The 13,935-nt window shown below is 43.0% G+C and carries 9 protein-coding genes, 4 tRNA genes and 1 rRNA gene (1 of these 14 running past the window's edge); 8 read left to right on the forward strand and 6 right to left on the reverse strand.

Annotated elements, in window-relative coordinates:
• The 7 genes from AR1Y2_RS00085 to AR1Y2_RS00115 all read left to right on the forward strand — a co-directional run.
• A 23S ribosomal RNA gene (locus AR1Y2_RS00085) occupies nucleotides 1-2,258 on the forward strand (it extends 640 nt beyond the left edge of the window).
• Nucleotides 2,259-2,415: 157 nt separating this feature from the next.
• Nucleotides 2,416-2,488, forward strand: a tRNA-Asn gene (locus AR1Y2_RS00090).
• A gap of 82 nt (nucleotides 2,489-2,570) precedes the next feature.
• Nucleotides 2,571-2,642 (forward strand) — tRNA-Glu (locus AR1Y2_RS00095).
• A gap of 47 nt (nucleotides 2,643-2,689) precedes the next feature.
• Nucleotides 2,690-2,760 (forward strand) — tRNA-Cys (locus AR1Y2_RS00100).
• A 14-nt stretch (nucleotides 2,761-2,774) separates the two neighbouring features.
• Nucleotides 2,775-2,848, forward strand: a tRNA-Met gene (locus AR1Y2_RS00105).
• Nucleotides 2,849-2,943: 95 nt separating this feature from the next.
• A complete protein-coding gene (locus AR1Y2_RS00110; RefSeq protein ID WP_137327135.1) occupies nucleotides 2,944-4,299 on the forward strand; it encodes an MATE family efflux transporter in 1,356 nt (451 codons plus the stop codon).
• Nucleotides 4,300-4,413: 114 nt separating this feature from the next.
• Complete coding sequence (locus tag AR1Y2_RS00115; RefSeq protein ID WP_137327136.1) at nucleotides 4,414-5,400, forward strand: diaminopimelate dehydrogenase; 987 nt, start codon at nucleotides 4,414-4,416, stop codon at nucleotides 5,398-5,400.
• Nucleotides 5,401-5,486: 86 nt separating this feature from the next.
• Here AR1Y2_RS00115 and AR1Y2_RS00120 read toward each other — a convergent pair whose 3' ends face one another.
• The 6 genes from AR1Y2_RS00120 to AR1Y2_RS00145 form a co-directional block, all read right to left on the reverse strand.
• The gene (locus AR1Y2_RS00120) at nucleotides 5,487-6,167 is read right to left on the reverse strand and encodes a transaldolase family protein (RefSeq protein ID WP_137327137.1); all 681 of its coding nucleotides are present in this window, start codon (nucleotides 6,165-6,167) and stop codon (nucleotides 5,487-5,489) included.
• 45 nt (nucleotides 6,168-6,212) lie between these two features.
• Entirely contained in the window at nucleotides 6,213-6,647 is a 435-nt protein-coding gene (locus AR1Y2_RS00125) for a PTS sugar transporter subunit IIA (protein ID WP_137327138.1), read from the reverse strand.
• On the reverse strand, nucleotides 6,640-8,163 hold the full coding sequence (locus AR1Y2_RS00130; RefSeq protein WP_137327139.1) for a BglG family transcription antiterminator: 1,524 nt from the start codon (nucleotides 8,161-8,163) through the stop codon (nucleotides 6,640-6,642). The genes AR1Y2_RS00125 and AR1Y2_RS00130 overlap by 8 nt, the downstream gene beginning before the upstream one ends.
• Nucleotides 8,164-8,205: 42 nt before the next feature.
• Entirely contained in the window at nucleotides 8,206-9,396 is a 1,191-nt protein-coding gene (locus AR1Y2_RS00135) for a mannitol dehydrogenase family protein (RefSeq protein WP_137327140.1), read from the reverse strand.
• Between the two features lie 102 nt (nucleotides 9,397-9,498).
• The gene (locus AR1Y2_RS00140; RefSeq protein ID WP_137327141.1) at nucleotides 9,499-10,935 is read right to left on the reverse strand and encodes a PTS mannitol transporter subunit IICB; all 1,437 of its coding nucleotides are present in this window, start codon (nucleotides 10,933-10,935) and stop codon (nucleotides 9,499-9,501) included.
• A gap of 1 nt (nucleotide 10,936) precedes the next feature.
• Nucleotides 10,937-11,398 (reverse strand): PTS sugar transporter subunit IIA, encoded by a 462-nt coding sequence (locus AR1Y2_RS00145; protein ID WP_137327142.1) that lies wholly within the window; start codon nucleotides 11,396-11,398, stop codon nucleotides 10,937-10,939.
• Nucleotides 11,399-11,726: 328 nt separating this feature from the next.
• On the opposite strand from AR1Y2_RS00145, the gene AR1Y2_RS00150 reads away from it, so the two are divergent.
• Nucleotides 11,727-13,820, forward strand: a complete 2,094-nt coding sequence (locus AR1Y2_RS00150; protein ID WP_137327143.1) for a BglG family transcription antiterminator — start codon at nucleotides 11,727-11,729, stop codon at nucleotides 13,818-13,820.
• Nucleotides 13,821-13,935 lie beyond the last annotated feature (115 nt).

The following is a 13,935-nucleotide window of genomic DNA, read 5'->3' on the forward strand; positions in this document are numbered from 1 at the left end:
GACTTAAGGTCTGGAGCCGAAGTGAAAGCGAGCGTTAAGAGCGCGTTTTAAGTCAGTGAGGGTAGACCCGAAACCGGGTGACCTATCCATGTCCAGGTTGAAGCTTCCGTAAGAGGAAGTGGAGGACCGAACCCACATCCGTTGAAAAGGGTGGGGATGAGGTGTGGATAGCGGAGAAATTCCAATCGAACCCGGAGATAGCTGGTTCTCCTCGAAATAGCTTTAGGGCTAGCCTCTGGTAAGAGTCTGGTGGAGGTAGAGCACTGAATTGTCTAGGGGGCGTCAAAGCTTACCAAAACATATCAAACTCCGAATGCCATACAGATGATGCCAGGGAGTCAGACTGTACGAGATAAGTTGGACAGTCGAAAGGGAAACAGCCCAGACCACCAGCTAAGGTCCCAAAGTACGTGTTAAGTGGAAAAGGATGTGGGATTTCAGAGACAACTAGGACGTTGGCTTAGAAGCAGCCATACATTGAAAGAGTGCGTAATAGCTCACTAGTCGAGAGATCCTGCGCCGAAAATGTCCGGGGCTAAAACACGACACCGAAGCTGTGGAATGTATTGATACATTGGTAGAGGAGCATTGTAAACGGGATGAAGCCATACCGTAAGGAGTGGTGGACTGTTTAGAAGAGAGAATGCCGGAATGAGTAGCGAGAGGAAGGTGAGAATCCTTCCGGCCGAATATCTAAGGTTTCCAGAGTAAAGCTGATCTGCTCTGGGTAAGTCGGGACCTAAGGCGAGGGCGAGAGCCGTAGTCGATGGACAACTGGTTGAAATTCCAGTACCGCATAAAAACAGAACTGTGGGGACACAGAAGGGAAATGGGAGCCAGGAATGGAAAGACTGGCGCAAGCAGAGGAGCCGTATGGGAGGAAAATCCCTCATGCAAGGCAAAGCTGTGACGCGGACCGAACAAAAGTAGGGAAGCCCAGGCCCCCGGCTGTCAAGAAAAGCCACTATTGTTTTTTATGCGCCCGTACCGTAAACCGACACAGGTGGATGAGGAGAGAATCCTAAGGCCGACGGGAGAAGTGTTGTTAAGGAACTCGGCAAAATGACTCCGTAACTTCGGGAGAAGGAGTGCCATCGAAAGATGGCCGCAGAGAATTGGCCCAAGCAACTGTTTAGCAAAAACACAGGTCTATGCAAAACCGCAAGGTGAAGTATATGGGCTGACGCCTGCCCGGTGCTGGAAGGTTAAGGGGAGGGCTTAGCGAGTGATCGCGAAGGTCTGAACTTAAGCCCCAGTAAACGGCGGCCGTAACTATAACGGTCCTAAGGTAGCGAAATTCCTTGTCGGGTAAGTTCCGACCCGCACGAAAGGCGTAATGATTTGGGCACTGTCTCAACAACACACCCGGTGAAATTGAAATACCAGTGAAGATGCTGGTTACCTGCGCCAGGACGGAAAGACCCCATGGAGCTTTACTCCAGCTTGATACTGGGATTCGGTACTGCATGTACAGGATAGGTGGGAGGCTGTGAAGGAAGGACGCCAGTCCTTCTGGAGCCGCTGTTGGGATACCACCCTTGCAGTATTGGATTTCTAACCAACAGCCGTGATCCGGCTGGGGGACAATGTCAGGTGGGGAGTTTGACTGGGGCGGTCGCCTCCGAAAGGGTATCGGAGGCGCTCAAAGGTCTTCTCAGAATGGTCGGAAACCATTCGCAGAGTGCAAAGGCAGAAGAAGGCTTGACTGTGACACCGACGGGTGGAGCAGGTACGAAAGTAGGACTTAGTGATCCGGTGGTATAACGTGGGATTGCCATCGCTCAACGGATAAAAGCTACCCTGGGGATAACAGGCTTATCACTCCCAAGAGTTCACATCGACGGAGTGGTTTGGCACCTCGATGTCGGCTCATCGCATCCTGGAGCTGTAGCAGGTTCCAAGGGTTGGGCTGTTCGCCCATTAAAGCGGTACGCGAGCTGGGTTCAGAACGTCGTGAGACAGTTCGGTCCCTATCCGGCGCAGGCGGAGGAAATTTGATAGGAGCTGTCCTTAGTACGAGAGGACCGGGATGGACGGACCACTGGTGGATCTGTTGTATTACCAAATGCATAGCAGAGTAGCCAAGTCTGGAAGGGATAAACGCTGAAGGCATCTAAGCGTGAAGCCCCCCTAAAGATAAGATTTCCCATAGAGTAATCTAGTAAGACCCCTTGAAGACGACGAGGTAGATAGGGCAGAGGTGGAAGTGCGGCAACGTATGGAGCTGACTGTTACTAATCGGTCGAGGCTTTAACCAAAGAAGGTAAGGAAGATGTTTGATGAAAGGTTCTGTATGTAGTTTTGAAGGTATACCCAAAGGGCATCCCGTATTTTAGGTCCTACGGACGGTACGCTTTGCGTTATAAGGTATATTGAATATTTGAAAGCCAAAAGGCAGAGAATAGAAGAGAATGATCCTCGATAGCTCAGTAGGTAGAGCGCACGGCTGTTAACCGTGTTGTCGCTGGTTCGAGCCCAGCTCGGGGAGGTCGGAACACTGAGTGAGAGGGAGCCGGAAGGCAGAACTTGAGGTTAGTGAAAGAAAGGCCGTGAAGCGGTCAGAGAAACAAGGCTCCATGGTCAAGTGGTTAAGACACCGCCCTTTCACGGCGGTAACACGGGTTCAAATCCCGTTGGAGTCATTTTTTCGTATCATAATTTAGATACGTCTGCATATACTATATTATATGGCGCCATAGCCAAGTGGTAAGGCATGGGACTGCAACTCCCTGATCACCAGTTCAAATCTGGTTGGCGCCTTTTTACTTTTATATCGCGGGGTGGAGCAGTCTGGTAGCTCGTCGGGCTCATAACCCGAAGGTCGTTGGTTCAAATCCGGCCCCCGCAACTCTAAAATAGTCTGGATATCTTATGATATCCAGATTTTTTATTCTATAGGAAGGTTTTCCCTATGGAATAAAGATTCATACAGGGGGAGAGGTTATGAGTGGTGTAAATAAGATGGAGACAAGGCCAATGTTTCCTTTAATTGTATCTATGGCGGTTCCGCCGCTTATTTCTATGTTCATGCAGTATACATATAATTTTGTAGACTGTATGTTTGTATCATGGATTGGTGAGAAAGCTCTGACGGCTGTATCACTGGCATTTCCAATCACAACCTTAATGGTTGCTATGTCCATTTGGATTGGCGTGGGCGTGAATGTATTGATTGCCAACAGCCTGGGGCAGAAGAACCAGGATAAAGCTGACAGTGTGGTGACAAATGGCATTATACTTTCTGCTGTCATGGGAGCCATTGTAACGGTTATTATACTTCTGATTACAGAACCCTTTTTTGCTTCTTTTACAGATGATCCGGAAATCTATGCTCTGGCAGTTCGCTATATGAGAGTCTGTGCTTTTTTGGAAGTATCCAGTATGGTACATATCTGTATTCAAAAGATCCTTCAGGGTACCGGAAATATGATTGCTCCTATGTGGTTTCAAATTGCAGGAGTGGTGTTGAATTTTGTACTGGACCCTATTCTTATTTTCGGATACTTTGGGTTTCCGAAAATGGGAGTTGAAGGAGCAGCTGTATCGACCGTATGCGGATATACGTTTTCTATGATTCTTGCATTCTATGTACTTTTATTTAGAAAACAGAAAGTAAGGATGAAAATCAAAGGTTTCCATATTGATTTTAAGATCTTCAGAGATATTTTTGTGATTGGGTTTCCATCTTTTATAATGAATGCTTTAGGGGCATTTATGACGTACTTTACGAATATGTTTTTAGTATTATACTCTACTACGGCAGTTGCATTTTTTGGGGCATATTTTAAACTGCAGCAGATCGTAATCATGACTTTAAATGGCCTGGTACAGGGATGTATTCCTATTATGAGCTATAACTACGGAGCCGGAAATAAACAGAGACTTTATCAGGCTCTCAAATATGGTACAGGGATAGGAGTGGCTCTTACAGGTGCCAGCATTGTTATCTTCTGGATGTTTCCAGGACAGATCTTAAGGATTTTTAACGCATCAGATGAAATGATGTCGTTTGGTATACCTGCATTAAAGATTATGTGTACAAGCTATGTGTTTGCCGCGGCGGCCACGATGATTGCATCATTTATGCAGTCCACAAAAAGAGTGGGATTCAGTATGCTGATAAATATATTGCGCCAGCTGGTGCTCCTGCTTCCTTTTATGATGATGTTGTCTCATTTTATCGGCATGAAAGGAATATGGTGGTCATTCCTAGCAGCAGAAACGATTACCGTGATATTCAGTTTTTATCTTTATCGGAAATATCCTGTTACATTCAGCCACGGTCGTGAGCAGATATAGAAAAATATTGTTGAAAAAAGGAAGAAAATGAATTAACGGACTATTTTATCTTGCAGAATTTCAGTTCAGCAAGTATAATCAAAAAAAGATAAAAAACAGACAGGAGAAAATAAGATGAGTATACGAATTGGTATTTTAGGTTATGGTAATCTTGGACGCGGCGTTGAATGTGCGATTCGACAGAATCCTGATATGGAATTGGCAGCGGTATTTACAAGAAGGAACCCGGAAGATGTCACAATTCTCACAGAGTCTGCTGCAGTATGCAATGTAGCGGATGCACCAGAATGGAAAGATAAGATTGATGTAATGATTTTATGCGGAGGAAGTGCCACAGACCTTCCGGTTCAGACACCAGAGTATGTCTCTATGTTTAACGTAGTGGATAGCTTTGATACCCATGCAAAGATTCCGGAGCATTTTGCCAATGTGGATGCAGCTGCAAAACAGAGCGGGAAAGTAGGAATTATTTCTGTGGGCTGGGACCCAGGTATGTTCTCTTTAAACAGAATGTATGCCAATGCGATTCTTCCGGAAGGGAAGGATTATACTTTCTGGGGTAGAGGGGTCAGCCAGGGACATTCCGATGCGATCCGCCGCATAGAAGGTGTAAAAGATGGAAAGCAATATACAATACCAGTGGAATCTGCTCTGGAAGCAGTGCGAAGCGGTGAGGATCCTGAACTTTCTACTAGAGAAAAGCATACAAGGGAGTGTTTTGTTGTCTTAGAAGACGGAGCGGATACATCTAAGATTGAAGAAGAGATCAAGACAATGCCGAATTACTTTGCTGACTATGATACAACTGTTCATTTTATCAGCGAAGAAGAATTAAAAAGAGATCACAGTAACATACCGCACGGAGGATTTGTACTTAGAAGCGGAAAGACTGGATGGGACGGGGAAAACAAGCATCTGATCGAGTACAGCCTGAAGCTGGACTCCAACCCTGAGTTTACATCTAGTGTCATTGTGGCCTATGCAAGGGCAGCATATAAGCTGGCAGAAGAGGGACAGACAGGCTGCAAGACGGTATTTGACATTGCCCCCGCATATCTTAGCGCAAGGACAGGAGCAGAACTCAGAAAAGATTTGTTATAGGATTCATAAGCTTTTAAAACTTGTACTAACAAATAAAAATAACCTGGAATCTTATGATTGATTCCAGGTTATTTTATTACAGTAAATTAAAAGTCAAGCATTGTCTTTCCTTCACCGCAGCAGTTTTCAAAGTCACGGATAAAGTCTTTTACAGCTCCTTCTGCAACCTGATTAAATGCAAGGGTCTTTAAGGTATCTGGATTGACGGTGACAGATCCGATACCGAATTTACCCATCTCCAATACCTGCTGGGAATTCTTAAAGGATGCACCAAGCACTTCTGCATCATATCCGGACGCTTTTACCATAGTATGGATATCCTTTGAGATCTGGACTCCGTTGTAGCCTAAGTTATCCAGACGGTTTACATAAGGGGCAAGGAACTTAGCTCCTGCCTTGGCTGCCATAAATGCAGGCATAACACCGTAGATGGCAGTTGCAGTAATATTGATGCCCTCTTTGCTTAAGATTGAGATTGCCTTTAAACCGTTTGCCGTAACAGGAACTTTGATGTACATGTTACCACCGATGGTATCCACCATATGCTTAGCTTCTTTTACCATATCGTCTGTCTCTGTTGACAGTACCTGTGCATGGAGCATAGCTTCTTCTGGGATCATCGCGCGGATTTTCTTTAACTGATCCATAGGATCAGGATTTCCTGTCTTGCCCAAGATCGTTGGGTTTGTGGTAACTCCGTCATATGGGTATTTTGCATAGAGTTCCTCAATTTTTCCTAAGTCTGCGTCATCAATTAAAATTAACATAATATATCTCCTTTTTATTCTTTATAGCTGCTTTAGTAAATCAGATTAAACGGTCAAGTCTCCAATGATGTCCAGAATTTCTTCCTTTGTCTGGGCCTCTTTTAATTTTGTAATGTTTTCTTCTTCACAGATTACCTCATAAAGCTTCATGAGAATATCCAGATGTGTTCCGTCTTTTCCTGCGACACCCATGATGATATAAGCGGTATCCTCGCCATATTTGACTCCTTCCGGTACCTGGATAAAGGATATACCGGATTCTTTTATGTATTTTTCAGAACCGTCGATACCATGAGGGATGGCTACATTATTGCCGATGTAGGTAGAGATGACTTCCTCTCTTTTATGCATGCAGTCCACGTATTCAGGATCTACATAACCCTGTTCCACCAAAACTTTGCCGGCCACGTCAATAGCGTCTTCCTTATTTCGGAGGCGTTTGTTTAAAACAATGTTGTCTGCGTTGAAAATCTTATTCATGATGTTCTCCTTTTTTATTGAGGTGTTTAATGCGTTTTCTGGTTTCTTCCTTGTCCCTGTCGTTGAGCAGTGGGGATACACAGATGTATTTGTCTTCGCTTAAACTAAGCGGCACGGTGGAGATGATCAGATCATACCGGGAAAGATTCTCCTCGGAGAGCTTGTGGAGTGAAATGATCTTCTCCACATCAATCTCTGCAAATTCCCGCTCCAGACGGCTTCTTAACATCTTGGAGGAACCCATGCCTGAGGCACATACGACCAGGACTGCAATGGATTGCTTGGTTAAGTACTCCATCGAGGCGATAAAATAGATGACGATATATCCTATCTCGTCGTCGGGCACCGGGACGGAGCTGTGTTTAAAAACTTCTATAAAACTTTGCTTTACGATATCATAGAGCTTTGGATGGGACTGGTAGATGTCATCATTGAGTGGATTTGATACATTCATTCCGCTTCGGATCCTCTCCAACGCCATATTAATGTGAAGCATTAGATTTTCGGCAAGGTTCTCATCTTCACTGTATGGGAAACCAAACCGTTCCTCTACCTTGGCGATCATCTGGGTGACCAGATCCAGCTGTTTTAATATGCTGGAATCATTTGAGACATGATAGTGGGTGCGTCCCGTATATAAATTGATCATCCAGTTGAAATAATTGAGCTCTGGGTCATAGAGCTTTATCTGGAATTTATGTTCCAATAAATGTTTGATGCTTTTGTAAAGTTCCTGTTCTGGATTCGGTATATCCACAGAGAGCTTTAATTCCTCACCATTCTCATTAATCAGGGAATGTCTCTTGATAAAGATGCATAAGAGAAACAAAAATTCCTGGAATTCTTTATCGGAAATATTGAGTCTCTTTTTTGATATAAGAGGATTCAGGAAATCATAGATCACAGCAAGTGTATCTTCATAATCCCAGCGGATGAGCAGATCAATAAATGCACAATTTTTGTACTTTTTGTTCTTCATCCATTCAAAGAAATTATCCAGAGGGATATTTCTCAGAAGTATGCTGATCAGCAGATGCCGTTTCGATATTTCCTTCCCTTCCAGTATAACACCTTCGCTGCGTTTTGTAATCAAAGTGATATCATCATTTTCAAGGAAATTCTGCAGCTGGCGCAGGCTGTTTCTGATCGTCTGGGTAGACGTATTCAGGTCGATGGCCAGCGACTGGGTCTTGACGTAATCATTCTCATGAAGAAGCAAAAGAAGGATCAGATCATTCCGTTCTTTTGCAGTATAGTTCTGTTCAACCTTGGATTCCTCAAACAGGGATTCCAGCCGTTTCATATTATAGAGGGAACCGTAGATCTGCATTCCCCTGCCGGACTCAGATTCCAGTTTTAAGTCACAGGATTCTATGATCTCATTGATCTCGGGCATTTCACGGTAAACGGTACGCTCTGTGACACCCAGTTCCTTTGCAATTTCAGAAACCTTCACATAACCGGTCGCATCCAGTAGATATTCTATTATTTCTTTTGCGCGGTCAGAAATAACCATGTCCTCACCTATATTCCTCTCTGTTAAAATCATATTGTGCGTTTAAACAACAGGCCCTCTGATTTCAGAATATAAAGTATCAGTCATTTTTAAAATAGATGGAAAATCCTTAGGTGCACTTTTAAGCTGTTCATAAAATCCCATAATATATTTACCGCAGGGTTCCTGAGTTGATATCTGGCTGGTTTCGGCGAGAAGCTCAGAAGCAGAATCCTTTGTCACATTGTAAAGTGCGCAGGCAACTGCAAATGACAGATATACAGGAAGAATCCCCGCGTGTTCACAGCCACGGAGAGCTCCGACTAAGCGGTCATCTGGTTTTAGCTTGCGCAATGGTTCTCTTCCCACACGCTCCACAGTATCATGAAGATCAGAGTTTTGAAAACGCAGCAACAGGTCATCGATATGGGCTTTCAGTTCAGAAAATTCCACTTGATATTTTTTTGAAATCATCATGGCACTTTCTATCATAGCACCTTCTACCAGCTTTCGTATATAGATATCATTGATACTTTCGTCAATATAGGTATATCCTTTGATTTTTCCAAGAAATGCAGTGAAAGCATGAGCCATGTTGTGGATGTAAAGCTTGCGTTCCAGATAAAAAGAAAAGGGGCTGTAGGGTACGATCTTATCGTAATCTGGAATTGGCCCTTTAAATGCATTCCGGTCAACAGGAAGAAAATCATACTCTTCCACACAGATCCGGAGAGGATCGCCTTTCTTCATATCATCTGTCATGACAGGGACCATACGTCCGATGGAAGTCTCCACAAGTCCCAGGCTCTGGGACATTGTCTCTTTATGCCGAGCTGGCAGAGTTTTATAGATCCTTTCTCTAAGGAACTTGTCCGCATCCATTAAATTTTCACAGATCAGGAGATCCAGGACATTGTCCGGATCCTGGTCCCAGCGTTTTGTGAGGCCCTCACATATGACAGGAACAATTTTTTCCAGAACACTGACTCCCACGGAGGTGGCTAGAAGATCTGCAGATGCAATTTCATTGCTGACAGACGAGGTGTCTTTTCCGTCAACAGCTCTTATGTTTTGAATCCATACGGTTTTTCCATGTTCCCCAACAATCTCCTGGGGATATGTCTTATCCCTGTTGATGGTATTTACAACTTCGTCATTTACATCCACAAAGACCACTTCATAACCGGTCTGTGAGAGCAGGGCACCGATAAATCCGCGTCCGATGTTTCCGGCCCCATACATAACTGTTTTCATTTTGATTCCCTCCCAAAATATTGGAACAGGGCATTTCCCCAGAAGGAAACGCCCATTCCGATTGCTATGCTGATTATTTGGACAGTACGAAACGTACTTGGTTTAACGGTTTTTTAAACGCTCTACCAGTTCATCATATTCCGGAGCCTGGAGATAGTTTGTGATAGATAAGTGCTGTTTGTTTGGCTGGGCTGCTTTTGCGGTACCGGTCAGTTCCTTATGCGTGATGACTAAGTCTGTGTCATCCGGGATCTTGGAGATTGCTGTATTAATGACTTCCACCGGAAGATCAGCTGCTTTTACTTTTTTCTTAAGGGCAGCGGCTGACATAGCGCTGGACCCCATACCTGCATCACAGGCAACCACGATCTTTTTAACGTCTTTAAGATCTAAACCTGCAACACCTAAGGAAGAGTCATTGGTTACTGCAGAAGCTTCATCAGAAGCACTAGAACCCATAGCCTCTTTTGGAATTACTGACGGTCCAAGGGAAACTTCTCCTTTTCCTTTGGCGACCATTCGTTTTACAAAGAATGCATTGATTACAAAGGATACGAGGCAGGAAATTACAACTCCGGCGATGACACCGAGCATTGAGGTTTTTGGCGACAATGCTAAGACAGAGAAGATACTGCCCGGAGAAGGTGTTGCCACTGTTCCTACATTTAACAGCGTAAAGGTACCTGTTCCTGCAATACCACCGGCGATCATACCAATGATAGTCAGAGGGTTGGCTAATACATATGGGAAGTAAACTTCATGGATACCTCCAAAGAAATGAATGAGGATCATTCCAGGAGCGGCTTCTTTCATTTCACCCTTTCCAAAGAACCAGTATGCAAGCAGAAGTCCAAGTCCGGTTCCAGGGTTAGGAACTAACAGGAATAATGCTGAATGTCCTAAAGTTTTAACTTGTTCGTAACCGATCGGTCCAAAAATACCGTGGTCTAATGCATTATTTAAGAACAATACTTTTGCAGGCTCTACAAAGATTGCAGAGAGCGGAAGCACATTGTGTGATACGATCCAGTTTACACCATTTGTGAGCACCTGTGTAACGGTATCCATGACAGGTCCGAATACAAGGTAAGCAACACAGCAGAGGATACCGCCGATAATACCTAAAGAGAAGTTATTAACGATCATCTCAAATCCGCCAGGGATTTTTCCATCTACAGCCGCATCAAACTTTTTAATGCACCATCCAGATGCAGGTCCTAAGATCATGGCTGCAAGGAACATAGGGGTTCCCGGCACTGCAACGATGGCACCGACTGTAACAAGAGCACCGATGACTCCGCCTCGGTCACCTCCGACCATTTTACCCCCGGTATGACCAATCAGAATTGGGAGCAGTGAATTTAAGATTGGGCTGATAAGGTTTGCAAGTTTTGCATTTGGTGTCCATCCTGTTTCAAGGAAAAATGCTGTGATCAAACCGAATCCGATAAATGCGCCGATATTTGGGATAACCATTCCAGCCAGGAACGCTCCAAACTTCTGGAGCTTCTGGGAGAATGTTGTCTTTTCATGTTCCATACTATAACTCTCCTTCTTTTAGATAATTCTCATTAATAATCTCAATGAATTCTTCTTTTGATGCGGCAGATAATAGTTTTTCACATTCTTCTGGTTTGCAGAGAATATCAGTGATCTGCATTAGTTCTTGTATTGTGTCATCTTCCTTACATGCAATCCCGATCACATAGAACACGGTCTCTCCGTTATAATCTATGCCTTCAGGAAAATGTGCAATGCAGATTCCGGATCTTAATACCTGGCTTAAGGAGTTTTCAGTCCCATGGGGGATTGCAACGCCGAACCCTAAATATGTATTGTGTTCAAGTTCACGTTCCAGCATGCTGTCCTCATATCCAGGTCTTACATATCCGTTTGACACAAGAAGTCTGCCTGCAATGCGGATCGATTCTTGTTTTGCCGCACTTGGAAGTCCCCACGCTATGTTGTTTAAGAATTCATCATTAAGAAGTTTGCCGGCCATGCTCACCTCTCCTTTGTTGTGCAGCGGCCATTTCCCGGTTGGCTGCTGTTTGCTATAAACGTTTATCTGTATTTATCATAGCTTATGTATTGTACAAATGTAAATACAGACTAATGCTATCTTTTTCATCGGGAGTTGTGACATAATTTTGTTTCAGACTATGGATCAAAAGGTTTTATTGGCTTTCTACGGCTAATGTGGATCACAGGATATGATATAAAAAATTTCTTTTAATGGAAGTAAATCATTCTTTTTTAATGTTCACTGTTAGAGTAGTATTAAATTAGACTGTTACGGTTTTATTAGAGAGAAAATGGGGGTATTTGGGATGAATCAGCGAAGTACTGAGATTGTACAATTATTGAGCAAAGAGAAAGATGAGATTACGGTCTCCAGATTTGCAGAATATTTTCAGGTGTCTCAAAAAACCATTCGCAATGATCTGAAGGAGATTAATTCAATCCTAAACCAGAATAAAAGAGAAGAAGTTTTGATCAACAGCGGCGGGAAGATCAATCCACCTGGAAACTTTAAAGAATCATTGCCGATACTGCTGGAAGGTGATCTATACAGCTATAGATTATCAAAGGAGGAGCGTAAGCAGGTAGCATCGGCTATGATAGTAAATTCTGTAGATTATATCACTCTTGCAACCATTGCAGATCATTTATTTGTGAGCAGAGCAACAGTGATCAATGATTTAAAAGATATCAAAGCATTTATAAGGGAAGGGAACTTAGAGGTGGTTTCTCATGCCAATAAGGGGCTTCGTATAGAAGGTTCCGAAAGTAAAAAAAGAGAATTCCTTTTTAATGTTCTTCGTCCTTCTCTTTGTTTATATGACAATCATAAAAATGTTGTAGCTAAACATGTCAGTGTACAGGCAGGTGACAGCAGCGTAATACAAAAAATACTTGGAGAGCAGGAACAACGTTATAAAAAGTATTTGGATGATAATTCTTTCCGTGAGATTGTTTTGTATTTAAGAATTATGGTGAATCGTAACCAAACAGAAGAATTTTTAGAGCCACAGGTGGATACCAATAGCGAAAATTACATGTTTGCTTTAGATACACTAAAATATATTTCCCAGTATTGTGATGTCGTTACAACAGAAAATGATATAAAGTATCTTAGCAGCTTTATGGATAATGTACGCTTTAGGAACAATAACAAATTTAGTAAAAAAACAGTTATTATTCAAATGATCACAAGGCAATATATTTCTGATATTTCTTCAGAACTAGGAATTGATTTGAATACAGATTATGATTTTTTTGAAAATTTATCTAATCATCTGGAATCTATATTTTCTGCACCCCCCATTGACTATCAGGAAGTGGATATGATAAATGAGGTGCTTGAAGATAACCAGGATGTACTTGAGGCAGTCATTAATCAGATGTCTGTCATATACCAATATACAGAGCGTAAATTGAATGAAATAGAAATAAAATATATTGCAGTTCATGTATGTGCTGCCATTGAACGAAAGAAAAATAAGGAGGTAGCTTTCCGTGTGATCGTGGCTTGTCATGCAGGGATAGGAACATCCAGACTACTACTCGAAAAGTTGAAACGGCATTTTAAATTTCGGGTTGTGGATGTGATTTCCGCCCATGAAGCAATGAACCTTGACCCTAATTCAGCTGACTTCGTAATTTCTACAGTGCCATTGGAATGTTGTCCGTTAGAGCATGTTGTGGTCTCAGCAGCTTTCAGTGATGCAGATTATATTCGTGTAGGTAATAGAATTGATGCACTGAGGAATGGCAGAAATCTTCCAGTCAGAATGGATGAAAATGGACTGAGTGCGAAAGGTTTGATCGATGAAGTCCGTCCGTTGGTATACAGCATGATTGAGCCAGATGATGTAGCAAAGGACTTTATGAAGGAACTCCGAAGAGTGATCCGAAGCTATTTTAAACAGTCTGCAGAACATGAGGCGGAGATTTTATCGCCATACCTGCATCATTTACTGCCGGCTACGAATATTGAAGTAAATGTAGAGTGTGAGGACTGGAAGGATGCAGTGCGTAAGTCAGGTGAGAAGCTTGTGGAAAGAGGTTATATTGAACCAAGATACATAGATGCAATGGTCCACAGTATAGAGGAATATGGCTCTTATGTTGTATTGTCAAAAGGGTTTGCCATGCCCCATGCAAAAGTAGAAGAAGGCAGTATCCGTCTTGGCATGCACCTGATTCGCTTAAAAGAGCCGGTACCATTTGGTGTGGAAGAACTGGATCCCATAGAGTTTGTATGCTGTTTGAGCGCCATTGATCATAAGAGTTACCTGAAGGCTTTTTTCAGTTTGGTAAATATGCTGAGGGATGACGGTTACAGACAGCTTCTTCATGAGGCAGAGGACCCTGAAGAAATGTCAAGAATTATTGAGAAATATGAACACAGCACTGTTTAAATAAGTTGAAATAAATGGTCGAATTTATTTCCTGGATGGGAAATAGATTCGGCTGATTTATTTTATTTCCAGCTGTGGAAATGAATTTGACCGGACTAAATTCTTTCCTAAGAGG

The sequence above is a fragment of the Anaerostipes rhamnosivorans genome, assembly GCF_005280655.1.
In the GTDB taxonomy this organism is placed as follows: domain Bacteria; phylum Bacillota; class Clostridia; order Lachnospirales; family Lachnospiraceae; genus Anaerostipes; species Anaerostipes rhamnosivorans.

What these genes read in the sequence shown, in the direction of transcription:
- AR1Y2_RS00110 (WP_137327135.1), top strand. Translation starts at nt 2,944, where the DNA reads ATGAGTGGTGTAAATAAGATGGAGACAAGGCCAATGTTTCCTTTAATT.
- AR1Y2_RS00115 (WP_137327136.1), top strand. Translation starts at nt 4,414, where the DNA reads ATGAGTATACGAATTGGTATTTTAGGTTATGGTAATCTTGGACGCGGC.
- AR1Y2_RS00120 (WP_137327137.1), bottom strand. Translation starts at nt 6,167, where the DNA reads ATGTTAATTTTAATTGATGACGCAGACTTAGGAAAAATTGAGGAACTC.
- AR1Y2_RS00125 (WP_137327138.1), bottom strand. Translation starts at nt 6,647, where the DNA reads ATGAATAAGATTTTCAACGCAGACAACATTGTTTTAAACAAACGCCTC.
- AR1Y2_RS00130 (WP_137327139.1), bottom strand. Translation starts at nt 8,163, where the DNA reads ATGGTTATTTCTGACCGCGCAAAAGAAATAATAGAATATCTACTGGAT.
- AR1Y2_RS00135 (WP_137327140.1), bottom strand. Translation starts at nt 9,396, where the DNA reads ATGAAAACAGTTATGTATGGGGCCGGAAACATCGGACGCGGATTTATC.
- AR1Y2_RS00140 (WP_137327141.1), bottom strand. Translation starts at nt 10,935, where the DNA reads ATGGAACATGAAAAGACAACATTCTCCCAGAAGCTCCAGAAGTTTGGA.
- AR1Y2_RS00145 (WP_137327142.1), bottom strand. Translation starts at nt 11,398, where the DNA reads ATGGCCGGCAAACTTCTTAATGATGAATTCTTAAACAACATAGCGTGG.
- AR1Y2_RS00150 (WP_137327143.1), top strand. Translation starts at nt 11,727, where the DNA reads ATGAATCAGCGAAGTACTGAGATTGTACAATTATTGAGCAAAGAGAAA.